Here is a 12,790-nt window from a genome sequence, read left to right on the forward strand (position 1 = left end):
CCTGTCGCCCGGCGGCGCTGGATGAAAGCCGCGCATTATACCCATCGCAAACGGCTTGCGGTGATGGCGCCCGGCCAGCCGGAACTGGCGCCGGGGGAAAAATCTGCTAACAATGCTCACGCAACGTGCAGCAATGGCTACGCCATAATGCGCGGCGATATCAGAGGAGTTATTCATGACCGGCACGCCAAACACCGCTGAAGGTGACAAGATTCTCATCGTCGACGACGACCCGGGGCTGAGCAGCCTGCTGGAACGTTTCTTCACCAGCAAGGGCTACCGTGCCCGCGCGGTGCCCAACACCGAGCAGATGGACCGCCTGCTGCAGCGTGAGGTGTTCAACCTGGTGGTGCTCGACCTGATGCTGCCCGGCGAGGATGGCCTGTCGGCGTGCAAGCGCCTGCGCCAGCAGAACAACCAGATCCCGATCATCATGCTCACCGCCAAGGGCGACGAGCTCAGCCGTATCAAGGGCCTGGAGCTGGGCGCCGACGACTACCTGGGCAAGCCGTTCAACCCGGACGAGCTGATGGCCCGGGTCAAGGCCGTGCTGCGCCGTCAGGCACCGAGCGTGCCGGGTGCGCCTGGTAGCGAAGACGAGTCGGTCACCTTCGGCGACTACGAGCTGTCGCTGGCCACCCGCGAACTCAAGCGTGGCGAAGAAGTGCACATGCTCACCACCGGCGAGTTCGCCGTGCTCAAGGCGCTGGTGATGCACGCACGCGAGCCGCTGACCCGCGACAAGCTGATGAACCTGGCGCGTGGCCGCGAATGGGATGCGCTGGAACGCTCCATCGACGTGCAGATTTCGCGTCTGCGCCGCATGATCGAGCCGGACCCGTCCAAGCCGCGTTATATCCAGACCGTGTGGGGCGTGGGCTACGTGTTCGTGCCGGACGGAAACGCCGGTAAATGATGCCGCGCCGTCGATGAAAACACCGCTCTGGTTTCCGCAAAGTTTCTTCGCCCGCACCCTGTGGCTGGTGTTGATCGTCGTCCTGTTCTCCAAGGCCTTGACCCTGGTCTACCTGTTGATGAACGAGGACGTGCTGGTCGACCGTCAGTACAGCCACGGTGTTGCGCTGACCCTGCGCGCCTATTGGGCGGCCGACGAAGAAAACCGCGACAAGATCGCCGAAGCGGCAGGCCTTATCCGGGTCACCGGCTCGGGCGTGCCCGAGGGTGAGCAGCACTGGCCCTACAGCGAAATCTACCAACGGCAGATGCAGGCCGAGTTGGGCGAAGACACCGAGGTACGGCTGCGCATTCATGCGCCGCCGGCGTTGTGGGTCAATGCGCCGAGCCTGGGCCCGGGCTGGTTGAAGGTTCCGCTGTACCCGCACCCGCTGCGTGGGCAGAAGATCTGGAACGTGCTGGGTTGGTTCCTGGCCATCGGCCTGTTGTCCACAGCTTCGGCCTGGATCTTCGTGCGCCAGCTGAACCAGCCGCTCAAACGCCTGGTGTTCGCCGCCCGGCAGTTGGGCCAGGGGCGCAGCGTGCGCCTGCCGATCAGCGATACGCCCAGCGAGATGACCGAGGTGTACAAGGCCTTTAACCAGATGGCCGAGGATGTCGAGCAGGCTGGGCGCGAGCGCGAGCTGATGCTGGCCGGGGTTTCCCACGACCTGCGCACACCGCTGACGCGCCTGCGCCTGTCGCTGTCGTTGCTGGACAGCGACAGCGAACTGAGTGACGACATGGTCCGCGATATCGAGGACATGGATGCGATCCTCGATCAGTTCCTGGCCTTTATCCGCGATGGCCGTGACGAGCCGGTTGAGGAGGTCGACCTGGCCGACCTGGTGCGCGAAGTGGTGGCGCCGTACAACCAGCCGGAAGAACGGGTGCGGCTGTGCCTGGAGCCGATCCCACCGTTCCCGCTGCGCCGGGTTTCGCTCAAGCGCATGCTGGGCAACCTGATCGGCAATGCCCTGCACCACGCCGGCAAGGGGGTCGAGGTGGCCGCCTATGTGTCGGGCGACGAGAGTGCACCGTATGTGGTGCTGAGCGTGCTGGACCGCGGGACGGGGATCGACGAGTCGGAGCTGGAGACCATCTTCAACCCGTTCATTCGTGGTGACCGGGCCCGGGGTGGCAAGGGCACCGGGCTGGGGCTGGCGATCGTCAAACGGATTGCGGCGCAGCATGGTGGGAATGTGGAACTGCGCAACCGCTCTGGTGGCGGGATCGAGGCGCGGGTACGGTTGCCTTTGGGGCTGTTGCTGCCGCGTAATGCCGTGTGATTGCCGGGGCCGCTTTGCGGCCCTTTCGCGACACAAGGCCGCTCCTACAGGGCGCGCGATCCCTTGTAGGAGCAGCCTTGTGCTGCGAATGGGCTGCAAAGCAGCCCCAAAATCTCAGCCCTTACCCTTGGTCCGAGTCTGATTAGGCCCACCATTCTTCTCCAGATGCTCGATGATCATGGCGGCCACGTTCTTGCCGGTGGTTACTTCAATCCCCTCCAGCCCCGGCGACGAGTTCACCTCCATCACCAGCGGCCCGTGGTTGGAGCGCAGGATATCCACACCCGCCACACTCAAGCCCATCACCTTGGCCGCGCGAATGGCGGTCATGCGTTCTTCCGGGGTGATCTTGATCAGGCTGGCCACCCCACCGCGGTGCAGGTTGGAGCGAAATTCCCCCGGCTTGGCCTGGCGCTTCATCGACGCGATGACCTTGTCGCCGACCACGAAGCAGCGGATATCCGCGCCACCCGCTTCCTTGATGTATTCCTGCACCATGATGTTCTGCTTCAACCCCATGAACGCCTCGATCACCGATTCGGCGGCCTTGGTGGTTTCGCACAGCACCACGCCGATGCCCTGTGTGCCTTCCAGCACCTTGATCACCAGCGGGGCGCCGTTGACCATCTGGATCAGGTCGGGGATGTCGTCCGGCGAGTGGGCGAAGCCGGTAATCGGCAGGCCGATGCCGCGCCGCGACAGCAGTTGCAGCGAGCGCAGCTTGTCGCGGGAGCGGGCTATCGCTACCGACTCGTTGAGTGGATACACGCCCATCATCTCGAACTGGCGCAGCACCGCGCAGCCATAGAAGGTCACCGAGGCACCGATGCGTGGGATCACCGCGTCGAAGCCTTCCAGCGGCTTGCCGCGGTAGTGGATCTGCGGCTTGTGGCTGGCAATGTTCATGTAGGCCCGCAGGGTATCGATCACCACCATTTCGTGGCCCCGCTGGGTACCGGCTTCGACCAGGCGGCGGGTGGAATACAGACGCGGATTGCGCGACAGCACAGCGATCTTCATGCAGCACCTGTGGCAGTAGAAAGGGTGGCCGGGAAGGCCGGTTTGTCTTGTACGTATTTGAGGCCAGGGTTGACCACCAGCTGGCCATGGATCAGAGCCTTGGAACCCAGCAACAGGCGATAACGCATGTTCTTGCGGCAGGCCAGGGTGAACTCCACCTCCCACACACCATCGCCCAGGGCCAGTGACGTGCGGATGACATAGCGGGTCTGGGCCTGGCCGTTGGAGCTCTTGATGGTTTTCATGGTCACCAGCGGTGCCTCGCAGCGGCGGTGGCGCAACTGCACCACCGAGCCCAGGTGTGCGGTGAAACGGACCCAGGGCTGGCCGTCGCGCTCGAACGGTTCCACCTCGGTGGCGTGCAGGCTGGAGGTGCTGGCGCCAGTGTCGATCTTGGCGCGCAGCCCGGCCACGCCAAGGTCGGGCAGGGCGACCCACTCGCGCAGGCCGATCACAGTCAAATGGTCAAATGTCTTCACGGAACGCACCCTGCGGATGAGGTGGTGAACTGTAAGCACGGCGGGGATTTTTTGCATCCGATCGTTACGGTAGTACAGTTCGATGAAACACAGCGTTCGAGGTAACGGGATGGCACAAAAAGCCGAAGACGACGACAAGGTCCGCCTGGACAAATGGCTGTGGGCGGCACGCTTCTACAAGACCCGCGCGCTGGCCAAGGCGGCGATCGAGAGCGGCAAGGTGCATTGCCGGGGTGAGCGCTGCAAGCCGGGCAAGGAGCCGCGGGTGGGTGACGAGTTCGTGCTGCGCACCGGGTTCGACGAGCGCACCGTGGTGGTGAAGGCTCTGTCGGTAGTGCGGCGTGGGGCGCCAGAGGCGCAGACGTTGTACGAAGAGACCGAGGACAGCGTGCGCCGGCGTGAACAGGCGGCGGAACTGCGCAAGGCCGGGGCGATGGGCGTGACCACCGATGGGCGGCCGACCAAGAAGCAGCGGCGGCAGATTCACCAGTTGCATGGGAGCTTCGAATAGCCGGGGCCGCTTTGCGGCCCATCGCCGGCAAGCCAGCTCCCACAGGTACTGCACAAGCCCTGAAACTTGTGCAATCCCTGTAGGAGCGGCCTTGTGTCGCGATGGGCTACGCAGTAGCCCCAAGGATCTAGCGGGTCACCGCCAAGCGCCCGACCAACGGTAACTTGGCCGCTATCGCGAACAACGGCGCCGTCCAGCGCATCAGCACCGCGCTCCCCTTGGCCGCCAGCGGCGTGTAGCAGCTCCAGCCCAACGCCAGCACCGCCATCAGCAGCCCGCCGATGTAGTCATCCTGCCCCCAGTGGGCACCGGCCACCAGGCGCGGCAACATGAACAACACCGCCAGCCCCCAGACCACCAGATACTGCACCAGGCGGCGGCTGAACACGCTCATGAAAAGCGCCCAGACCAGCAGCACCGAGGCATGATCCCCCGGGAAACTCTTGCTGGAACGGTCCTTGAGCTCCCAGGCCGCCTCCAGGTTCGGATAGTAGTCGCTGAGGTGCACCACATCGTCGAACATCATCGAAGGGCTCTTGTGCTGCCAGCCGGCTGCATCCACCCACTTGGAAAACAGCGCGCGAATCACCACTAAGAGGATTAGCGTGACCAGGAAGCCGAAAAAGGCCTGGCGCACCTGGGTTGCCTTGAACACCCAGTCGCCACGGATAAGCACTGCCAGAAGGATCAGGCCGACGACGATGTCGAATGGGCGCAGGCTACCGACGGTCCAGATGTAGCGCCAGGTGGTGTTGTCGGCCAGCGGCGCATTCAGGCTGTGGAACAGCCACTCGTCGAAAGTCAGGCACAAGATCTGGCCAATGGGCCATAACCAGAAACACAGTAGAGCGATAGGAAGCAGCGTACAGGCTGCCAATGGCCCCCAGGACCACCTTGCTTGGAACAGTGGTCGATTGTCCATAAAATACCTCTATTGCAAACAGGAATCGGAGCGCCTTGTGAGCGCTCTGTCACGGGGTTCTCGGATGTTTTCCGACAACCCTTGTAACCATTTTGTCATCATTTTCAGATAGCCAAAACCTATGAGCGACTTGCCTGATACCGATTTCACCCAACGTTTCATCTTCGACGAGCGCGATGTGCGCGGCGAGTGGGTGTCTCTCGATGACAGCTACGCCGCGGTGCTGGCGCGTCATGAGTACCCGCAGCCGGTGCAGGCACTGCTGGGCGAGCTGATGGCCGCCACCGCCTTGCTGGTGGGGGCGCTGAAGTTCGACGGCCTGCTGATTCTGCAGGCGCGTTCCGCAGGGCCGATCCCGCTGTTGATGGTCGAATGTTCCGGTGACCGGGACATCCGTGGCATGGCCCGCTACGAAGCGGACCAGATCCCGGCGGATGCGACCCTGTCGCAGCTGATGCCCGACGGCCACCTGACCCTGACCATCGATCCGGTCAAGGGCCAGCGCTACCAGGGCACCGTCGACCTCGACGGCGCCACCCTGTCGGAGTGCTTCACCAACTACTTCGTCCAGTCGCAACAGCTCAACACGCGCTTCTGGCTCAACGCCGAAGGCGGCAAGGCCCGTGGCCTGCTGCTGCAGCAACTGCCGCGCGATCGCCAGCCGGACGATGAAGAGCGTGAAGAAAGCTGGCAGCACGTTGTGGCATTGGCCACCACGCTCAAGGCTGATGAGTGGGCGCTGGACAACGAAACCCTGCTGCACCGCCTGTACCACGAAGATGCCGTGCGCCTGTTCGATATCCAGCCGCTGCGCTTCAATTGCAGCTGCTCGCGCGAACGTTCCGGCAATGCGCTGGTCAGTTTGGGCGAGCACGATGCCAAGGCGCTGGTGGAAGAATGCGGCGGGCAGGTGGAGATCGATTGCCAGTTCTGCAACGAGCGCTATTTCTTCGACGCCAGCGATGTGGCGCAACTGTTTGCCGGTGGCGGCACTGACGTAGCCTCAGAAACTCGTCACTGAAACGTTTAACTACAGGACAATCTCCTGTCGAATTGCGCAAAAGCGCAGTTCTGACAGGAGGGGCCTACTTTTTTTGGGCGTTTCTGGCATAATCCGGCCACTTTTTTCGCTGTAGTAGTTTTTTCAAGACAACTACAAAACGTTTGGAGCACTCGGCCTCGGGCCGGATGGGGTATCTCATGACGCAAGCCAACAACACCGTGTACACCGACCTGAGCGTCGATGAGCTGGTAAAAGAAGCGCTGCAACGCGGTGAAGGCGTACTAGCCGATACTGGCGCACTGGTCGTGGAGACCGGTCACCGTACTGGCCGTTCGCCGGCTGACCGTTTCATCGTCGAAGAGCCTTCCACCCAGGACGCCATTTCCTGGGGCCCGATCAACCGCAAGTTCCCGGCCGACAAGTTCGATGCCCTGTGGGACCGCGTCGAGGCGTTCAACAACGCCCAGGATCACTTCGTTTCCTACGTTCACGTAGGGGCTGCCGCCGAGCACTACCTGCCGGTGAAGATGACCACCCAGACTGCCTGGCAGAACCTGTTCGGCCGTTGCCTGTTCATCAACCCGGAGCAGTACAACCCGGCGGGCCGTGGCGAGTGGCAGGTCCTCAACGTCGCCAACTTCGTGTGCGAGCCTGAGCGTGACGGCACCAACTCCGATGGTTGCGTGATCATCAACTTCGCCCAGAAGAAGGTGCTGATCGCTGGCATGCGCTACGCCGGCGAAATGAAGAAAGCCATGTTCTCGGTGCAGAACTTCCTGCTGCCGGCTGCCGACGTGCTGCCAATGCACTGCGCGGCAAACATCGGCGAACAAGGCGATGTGACCCTGTTCTTCGGCCTGTCCGGCACCGGCAAGACCACCCTGTCGGCCGACGAAAGCCGTTACCTGATCGGTGACGACGAGCACGGCTGGGGCGAGGGCGTGGTCTTCAACATCGAAGGCGGTTGCTACGCCAAGTGCATCGACTTGTCCGAGAAGAACGAGCCGGTCATCTGGAAAGCCATCAAGCATGGCGCCGTGCTGGAAAACGTCGTACTCGACGCCAACAAGCACGCCGACTACACCGATGTCAGCCTGACCCAGAACAGCCGTGCGGCCTACCCGCTGGAGCACGTTGCCAAGCGTTCCGAAGCGAACCTGGGCGGCGAGCCGAACGCAGTCATCTTCCTGACCTGCGACCTGACTGGTGTTCTGCCTCCGGTTTCGATCCTGAACAACGAGCAGGCGGCCTACCACTTCCTGTCCGGCTACACCGCGCTGGTCGGTTCCACCGAAATGGGTTCGGGCAGCGGCATCAAGTCGACCTTCTCCACCTGCTTCGGCGCACCGTTCTTCCCGCGCCCGGCTGGCGAGTACGCCGAGCTGCTGATCAAGCGTATCAAGGGCTTCGACTCGAAGGTCTACCTGGTCAACACCGGCTGGACCGGCGGTGGCTACGGCGTTGGCAAGCGCTTCAGCATCCCGACCACCCGTGCCGTGATCGCTGCGATCCAGAGCGGCGCGCTGATCGGTGCCGAAACCGAGCACCTGGACATCATCAACCTGGACGTGCCGAAGGCCGTTCCGGGCGTTGATACCGAGCTGCTCAACCCGCGCACCAACTGGGCTGACAAGGCTGCCTACGACGAGGCCGCCAAAGGCCTGGCCAAGCTGTTCATCGAAAACTTCAAGAAGTTCGAAGTTTCCGACGCCATCAAGGCCGCTGGCCCGCAGCTGTAAGCTGCACCCGCCCGCAACGAGAAAGCCGCCCCTTGGGGCGGCTTTTTTGTTTTCTGATTCCCGGCGGGTGCAGTCTCTTGTAGGAGCGGCCTTGTGTCGCGATGGGCTGCAAAGCAGCCCCGGCAATTCAGGCATGGAAGCTGAAACCCCCGGGGCCGCGTTGTGGCCCATCGCGACACAAGGCCGCTCCTACAGAGGATCGCGACCCGCGAAGAGGCCGGCACAAGCAGCGGAAATCCGGTTTTTCTGTTTCACTGTCAGCATCCATCGCGAAGACAAGAGCCAGCCAGATGACCGAATCCCCTCAGCGCACTGCCTTCTCCCACTTCCACCCCATCCTCACCCGCCCCCAGGATAATGACCTGAACGGCCACATCGCCGGTGCCACCGTGCATGGCTTCTTCGAAACCGCCATCCAGGCGTTCCTCGTCGAACAGGCCGAGCTGGACCTGCGGGACGGCGAGCTGGCGGCCTTCGTGGTCAGTTCGGCGGCGGATTTCTACGCGCTGCCAGGCTTCCCGGACGTGCTGGAAGTGGGGCTGGGGGTGGCACGCCTGGCGTGCAGTACGGTGGAGTACCGCCTGGCCCTGTTCCGCCCAGGCGAGCCGGAGGCGTGTGCGGCAGGCACGGTGGTGCAGGTGTTCATCGAACGCGCCAATGGCCGGCCAGTGGCATTGCCAGAGGCGCTGCAGGTGATCCTGTCTGGCGTACTGCTGGAACAGCAGGCATAAAAAAGCCCCGCTGGCAGGGGCGGGGCTTTTGTTGCCGGGGCAAGGCCTCAGGCGTTAGTCGCGCCAGTGGCGCTTGTGCTTGCGATGGCCGTAGTGGTGGCCACGGTCCCAGTGGCGGCGGTCGTCGTCATAGCCACGACGGTAGCGGCGGCCTTCGTGGTAATCGTCTCTGTCGGCCTCTTTACCCATGTAGTTACCCAGTGCGCCACCGGCACCACCGCCGGCTGCTGCGCCAATGTAGCTACCGGTAGTACCGCCCACGGAGCGGCCGACCACGTTACCGCCTGCTGCGCCCAGCGCGCCGCCGATAGCGGCTTCGCCACGTTGACGCTTGTCGGCACCCAAGGCACCGCCAGCCGCGCCGCCCAGACCGGCACCAATGGCGCCGCCGGTGCTACCACCGATGGAGTTGCCCACCACTGAGCCCAGTACCCCACCCAATGCGCCGCCAATGCCGGCCTCGGTGGTGCCGCCTGCCATGGCAACGCCGCTGAGCAAGCTGAAAGACAACAACAGTATCGAGGAGTACTTCTTCATCAAGAGAGCCTCATAAGGATGACGGGGCGATTTTTGAGCCTTGCAGGCACGCCTGGCAACGGAAATCCGACGAGTAACACGAGTTGTACACAATTCTCTAACTTACTGTATTTACTGTGAAACTTTATCGTTTTTTCGCTGTCTGAGACCTTTATGACGAAGCCCTGAACCGCTATGGAACAGGGCTTTTTTCGTTTTTGGCGACATGGCTTCCGGCCTCTTCGCGGGCACGCCCGCTCCCACAGGTACAGCACAGGAATCGAAACATGTGGAACTCCTGTGGGAGCGGGCGTGCCCGCGAAGAGGCCAACACCATTCCTACAGGATGCGCCCGTCGTCCCGCGCCCGCTCCAGCTTGATGGCGATGAACTTCGACGTCGGCGTATGGCTGCCATCGCCAATGCTTTCCAGCGGCACCAGCGGGTTCACTTCCGGGTAGTACGCCGCTGCCTGCCCGGCCGGGATGTCGAAGGCCAGCAGGGTGAAGCCGTGCACACGGCGCACATGCTCATCCCCCCACAACGACACGATGTCGACTTGCTGCCCCGGCTGGAAGCCCAGGCGGATGATGTCGGCTTCGTTGGCGAACAGCACCTCGCGCTGGCCACGCACGCCGCGGTAGCGGTCGTCCAGGCCGTAGATGGTGGTGTTGTACTGATCGTGCGAGCGCATCGACTGCATGATCAGGTCAGGCACCTGGCCACTGGCGCGTACACGCTCGTCGAGCAGCGTGTCGGGCAGCAGGTTGGCCTTGAAGTTGGCGCGGCCGGTGCTGGTATTCCATTCGCGGCTGGCAGCGCTGTTGCCCAGGTAGAAACCGCCCGGCTCGCGCAGGCGCTGGTTGAAGCCGCTGAAGCCAGCGATGGTGTCGCCGATCAGCTCGCGGATACGGTCGTAGTCAGCCACCAGCCAGTGCCAGTCCACGGGCTTCTTGCCCAGGGTGGCGGCGGCGATACCGGCGATGACCGCAGGCTCCGAGCGCATCTGCGTCGACAGCGGCTTGAGCTGGCCATTGGAGGCGTGGACCATGCTGAACGAGTCCTCTACCGTTACCGCCTGTGGCCCTTCTGCCTGCAGGTCGATGTCGGTGCGCCCCAGGCACGGAAGGATCAGTGCCTGCTTGCCGTGCACCAGGTGGCTGCGGTTGAGCTTGGTGCTGATGTGCACGGTCAGCTCGCAGTTGCGCAGTGCCTGGGCGGTACGCTCGGTGTCTGGCGTTGCCTGGGCGAAGTTGCCGCCCAGGCCGATGAATACCTTGGCGCGGCCGTCGAGCATGGCGTGGATCGCCTCGACGGTGTTGTGGCCGTTGTGCCGGGGCACGGGGAAGCCGAAGCGCTGCTCGATGGCGTCCAGCAGGGCCGCCGGCGGGCGCTCGTTGATGCCCATGGTGCGGTCACCCTGCACGTTGCTGTGACCACGCACCGGGCACAAGCCTGCGCCTGGCACGCCGATATTGCCGCGCAGCATTTGCAGGTTGACGATTTCCTGGATGGTCGGCACCGAGTGGCGGTGCTGGGTAATGCCCATCGCCCAGCACATGATCACCCGCTTGCCACGGCAGTACATGCGCGCGGCCAGTTCGATGTCGGCCAGCGCCAGGCCGGACTGGGCCTGGATGTGCTCCCACGGGGTGGCATCCACTACCGCCAGGTAGTCGTCGACGCCATGGCCATGTTCGGCGATGAAGGCGTGGTCGAAGACTGCCGGTTCGCCGTTGGCCTGGGCTTCGCGTTCCCATTGCAGGACGAACTTGGCCATGCCGCGCAGCAGCGCCATGTCGCCGCCCAGGGCCGGGCGGAAGAATGCGGTGTTGGTCGGCCGGTCGCTATTGGTCAGCATTTCCAGCGGGTTCTGCGGGTGCTGGAAGCGCTCCAGGCCACGCTCCTTGAGCGGGTTGATGCACACCACCTGGGCACCGCGCTTTACCGCATCGCGCAGCGGGTCGAGCATGCGCGGGTGGTTGGTACCGGGGTTCTGGCCCCAGACGAAAATCGCGTCGGCGTGCTCGAAGTCGTCGAAGGTGACGGTGCCCTTGCCGACCCCGACGCTTTGCCCCAGGGCCACGCCGCTGGCCTCGTGGCACATGTTCGAGCAGTCGGGGAAGTTGTTGGTGCCGTAGGCCCGCACGAACAATTGGTACAGGTACGCTGCTTCGTTGCTGGCGCGCCCCGAAGTGTAGAACTCGGCCTGGTCAGGACTGGCCAGCTTGTTCAGCTCGCGGGCGATCAGGGTGAAGGCGGCGTCCCAGCTGATCGGCTGGTAGCGGTCGCTGGACGCGTCATAGACCATCGGCTCGGTCAGGCGCCCCTGGTACTCCAGCCAGTAGTCGCTCTGCTGCAGTAGCGAAGTGACGCTGTAGCGGGCGAAAAAGGCGGCATCGACGCGGCGCTTGGTCGCCTCCCAGTTCACTGCCTTGGCACCGTTCTCGCAGAACTTGACCATGCCGCTTTCCGGCGAGTCGCCCCAGGCGCAGCCGGGGCAATCGAAGCCGCCGTTCTGGTTGGTCTTGAGCAGCGCGCGAATGTTCTTCAGCGCGTTATCGCTGCCAACCCAGGCCTTGGCCACGCTGCGCAGCGCGCCCCAGCCACCGGCGGGGCCGTGGTAGGGCTTGTAGCGAGGGGAGGAGGCTGGGGCGTTGTCCGGGAGGTGTTGGTACGAGGTCACGACTGTTACGACTCCGCCGCTGGGCTGTAGACCCGCGGTGCGCTGTGCTTGGGCAGATGGATAAGGTTGAGGTTGTGCTTGCGCGCCCATTGCAGGGCAAGGCCGGTGGGCGCCGACAGGCTGACAAGGGTCTGGATACCGGCCCGCAGCACCTTCTGGATCAGCTCCAGGCTGCAGCGGCTGGTGACGATGGCCAGGCCACCCTGGCTGTCGATGCCTTGGCGCAGCAAGGCGCCGATCAGCTTGTCGAGGGCATTGTGCCGGCCGATGTCTTCGCGGCCGAGCAGCAGTTCGCCGTGGCGGTCCATGAACAGCGCCGCATGCACCGCGCCGCAGTGCTGGCCGAGGGGCTGGAAGGCATCGATGCGCTCACGCAGGCCGACCAGCCATTGCGCCGGTGGCAAGGGTGCGCCAGGCAGCTTGGCCAGCTCTGGCAGTGCCTGCTCCAGCGCTTCGACCCCGCACAGGCCGCAACCACTGGTGCCGGCCAGCTGGCGGCGCTGGTTTTTCAGGTTCCAGAACGCACGGCTGGAAATCTCCAGGTCGGCATACATTGCCGAGCCGCTGCCGGAGAGTTTCAGGTCGTAGATTTCCGTGGTGCCTTCCACTATGCCGCTGCCGACACTGAAGCCGACGGCGAAGTCTTCCAGGTCGGTTGGGCTGACCAGCATCACCGCCTGGTTCAGGCCGTTGTAGACAATGGCCAGGGCCACTTCTTCGGCCAGGGGCGTGGTGTCGCGTCTGGCGTCATTGAGCTGGACGTAATCGTAGGTGTTGCTGGCGGCGGGCATGGTCAAGGGCGATGAGGCCGCGCAGACCGGAGGTTTGCTGTTCATCGGGGCTGACTTTTCATCGGGGCTATCGGCAGCGTTCAGATAGCACAAGCCTAGGCGTGCGGGCCGGCGGCGTCTAATCGCTAGGGTCTATGCCTTGATAGACCG

The 12,790-nt window shown here is 63.6% G+C and carries 12 protein-coding genes; 6 read left to right on the plus strand and 6 right to left on the minus strand.

Annotated elements, in window-relative coordinates; genetic code table 11:
* Window positions 1-175 precede the first annotated feature (175 nt).
* Window positions 176-916 (plus strand): two-component system response regulator OmpR, encoded by a 741-nt coding sequence (gene ompR / locus C163_RS01135; RefSeq protein ID WP_025337331.1) that lies wholly within the window; start codon window positions 176-178, stop codon window positions 914-916.
* Between the two features lie 13 nt (window positions 917-929).
* Window positions 930-2,243, plus strand: a complete 1,314-nt coding sequence (locus C163_RS01140) for an ATP-binding protein (RefSeq protein ID WP_013970454.1) — start codon at window positions 930-932, stop codon at window positions 2,241-2,243.
* A gap of 114 nt (window positions 2,244-2,357) precedes the next feature.
* Here the strand turns inward: C163_RS01140 and rimK are convergent, their stop codons facing one another.
* Window positions 2,358-3,263 carry a 30S ribosomal protein S6--L-glutamate ligase gene (rimK, locus tag C163_RS01145; protein WP_013970455.1) on the minus strand — a complete coding sequence of 302 codons (906 nt, stop codon included), beginning with the start codon at window positions 3,261-3,263 and terminating at the stop codon, window positions 2,358-2,360.
* Window positions 3,260-3,742 carry an ATP-dependent zinc protease gene (locus C163_RS01150; RefSeq protein WP_003257436.1) on the minus strand — a complete coding sequence of 161 codons (483 nt, stop codon included), beginning with the start codon at window positions 3,740-3,742 and terminating at the stop codon, window positions 3,260-3,262. Before C163_RS01150 ends, rimK begins: the two co-directional genes overlap by 4 nt.
* Window positions 3,743-3,851: 109 nt before the next feature.
* On the opposite strand from C163_RS01150, the gene C163_RS01155 reads away from it, so the two are divergent.
* Entirely contained in the window at window positions 3,852-4,253 is a 402-nt protein-coding gene (locus C163_RS01155; RefSeq protein ID WP_013970457.1) for an RNA-binding S4 domain-containing protein, read from the plus strand.
* Window positions 4,254-4,380: 127 nt separating this feature from the next.
* Here the strand turns inward: C163_RS01155 and C163_RS01160 are convergent, their stop codons facing one another.
* Window positions 4,381-5,175 carry a phosphatase PAP2 family protein gene (locus C163_RS01160; RefSeq protein WP_025337332.1) on the minus strand — a complete coding sequence of 265 codons (795 nt, stop codon included), beginning with the start codon at window positions 5,173-5,175 and terminating at the stop codon, window positions 4,381-4,383.
* 121 nt (window positions 5,176-5,296) lie between these two features.
* Between C163_RS01160 and hslO the strand changes: the two genes are divergently transcribed.
* The 3 genes from hslO to C163_RS01175 all read left to right on the plus strand — a co-directional run bounded on the left by hslO (window position 5,297) and on the right by C163_RS01175 (window position 8,648).
* Window positions 5,297-6,196: an Hsp33 family molecular chaperone HslO gene (gene hslO, locus C163_RS01165; RefSeq protein ID WP_015268604.1), complete on the plus strand. Its 900-nt coding sequence runs from the start codon at window positions 5,297-5,299 to the stop codon at window positions 6,194-6,196.
* Between the two features lie 179 nt (window positions 6,197-6,375).
* Window positions 6,376-7,917, plus strand: coding sequence for a phosphoenolpyruvate carboxykinase (locus C163_RS01170; protein WP_025337333.1), 1,542 nt, complete (start codon window positions 6,376-6,378; stop codon window positions 7,915-7,917).
* A 290-nt stretch (window positions 7,918-8,207) separates the two neighbouring features.
* Window positions 8,208-8,648: a thioesterase family protein gene (locus tag C163_RS01175; RefSeq protein WP_025337334.1), complete on the plus strand. Its 441-nt coding sequence runs from the start codon at window positions 8,208-8,210 to the stop codon at window positions 8,646-8,648.
* 54 nt (window positions 8,649-8,702) lie between these two features.
* Here C163_RS01175 and C163_RS01180 read toward each other — a convergent pair whose 3' ends face one another.
* The 3 genes from C163_RS01180 to fdhD form a co-directional block, all read right to left on the minus strand.
* Entirely contained in the window at window positions 8,703-9,185 is a 483-nt protein-coding gene (locus C163_RS01180) for a glycine zipper domain-containing protein (protein WP_025337335.1), read from the minus strand.
* Window positions 9,186-9,503: 318 nt separating this feature from the next.
* Window positions 9,504-11,849, minus strand: a complete 2,346-nt coding sequence (locus C163_RS01185) for an FdhF/YdeP family oxidoreductase (RefSeq protein WP_025337336.1) — start codon at window positions 11,847-11,849, stop codon at window positions 9,504-9,506.
* A gap of 5 nt (window positions 11,850-11,854) precedes the next feature.
* Window positions 11,855-12,685, minus strand: a complete 831-nt coding sequence (gene fdhD / locus C163_RS01190; protein WP_025337337.1) for a formate dehydrogenase accessory sulfurtransferase FdhD — start codon at window positions 12,683-12,685, stop codon at window positions 11,855-11,857.
* Between the last annotated feature and the right edge of the window lie 105 nt (window positions 12,686-12,790).

Source organism: Pseudomonas sp. FGI182 (genome assembly GCF_000511325.1).
GTDB lineage: Bacteria > Pseudomonadota > Gammaproteobacteria > Pseudomonadales > Pseudomonadaceae > Aquipseudomonas > Aquipseudomonas putida_Z.

Excerpts from the sequence above, each read along its gene's own strand:
- hslO (WP_015268604.1), top strand. The coding sequence starts at position 5,297 with ATGAGCGACTTGCCTGATACCGATTTCACCCAACGTTTCATCTTCGAC.
- C163_RS01160 (WP_025337332.1), bottom strand. The coding sequence starts at position 5,175 with ATGGACAATCGACCACTGTTCCAAGCAAGGTGGTCCTGGGGGCCATTG.
- C163_RS01170 (WP_025337333.1), top strand. The coding sequence starts at position 6,376 with ATGACGCAAGCCAACAACACCGTGTACACCGACCTGAGCGTCGATGAG.
- C163_RS01155 (WP_013970457.1), top strand. The coding sequence starts at position 3,852 with ATGGCACAAAAAGCCGAAGACGACGACAAGGTCCGCCTGGACAAATGG.
- C163_RS01140 (WP_013970454.1), top strand. The coding sequence starts at position 930 with ATGAAAACACCGCTCTGGTTTCCGCAAAGTTTCTTCGCCCGCACCCTG.
- ompR (WP_025337331.1), top strand. The coding sequence starts at position 176 with ATGACCGGCACGCCAAACACCGCTGAAGGTGACAAGATTCTCATCGTC.
- rimK (WP_013970455.1), bottom strand. The coding sequence starts at position 3,263 with ATGAAGATCGCTGTGCTGTCGCGCAATCCGCGTCTGTATTCCACCCGC.
- C163_RS01180 (WP_025337335.1), bottom strand. The coding sequence starts at position 9,185 with ATGAAGAAGTACTCCTCGATACTGTTGTTGTCTTTCAGCTTGCTCAGC.
- fdhD (WP_025337337.1), bottom strand. The coding sequence starts at position 12,685 with ATGAACAGCAAACCTCCGGTCTGCGCGGCCTCATCGCCCTTGACCATG.
- C163_RS01175 (WP_025337334.1), top strand. The coding sequence starts at position 8,208 with ATGACCGAATCCCCTCAGCGCACTGCCTTCTCCCACTTCCACCCCATC.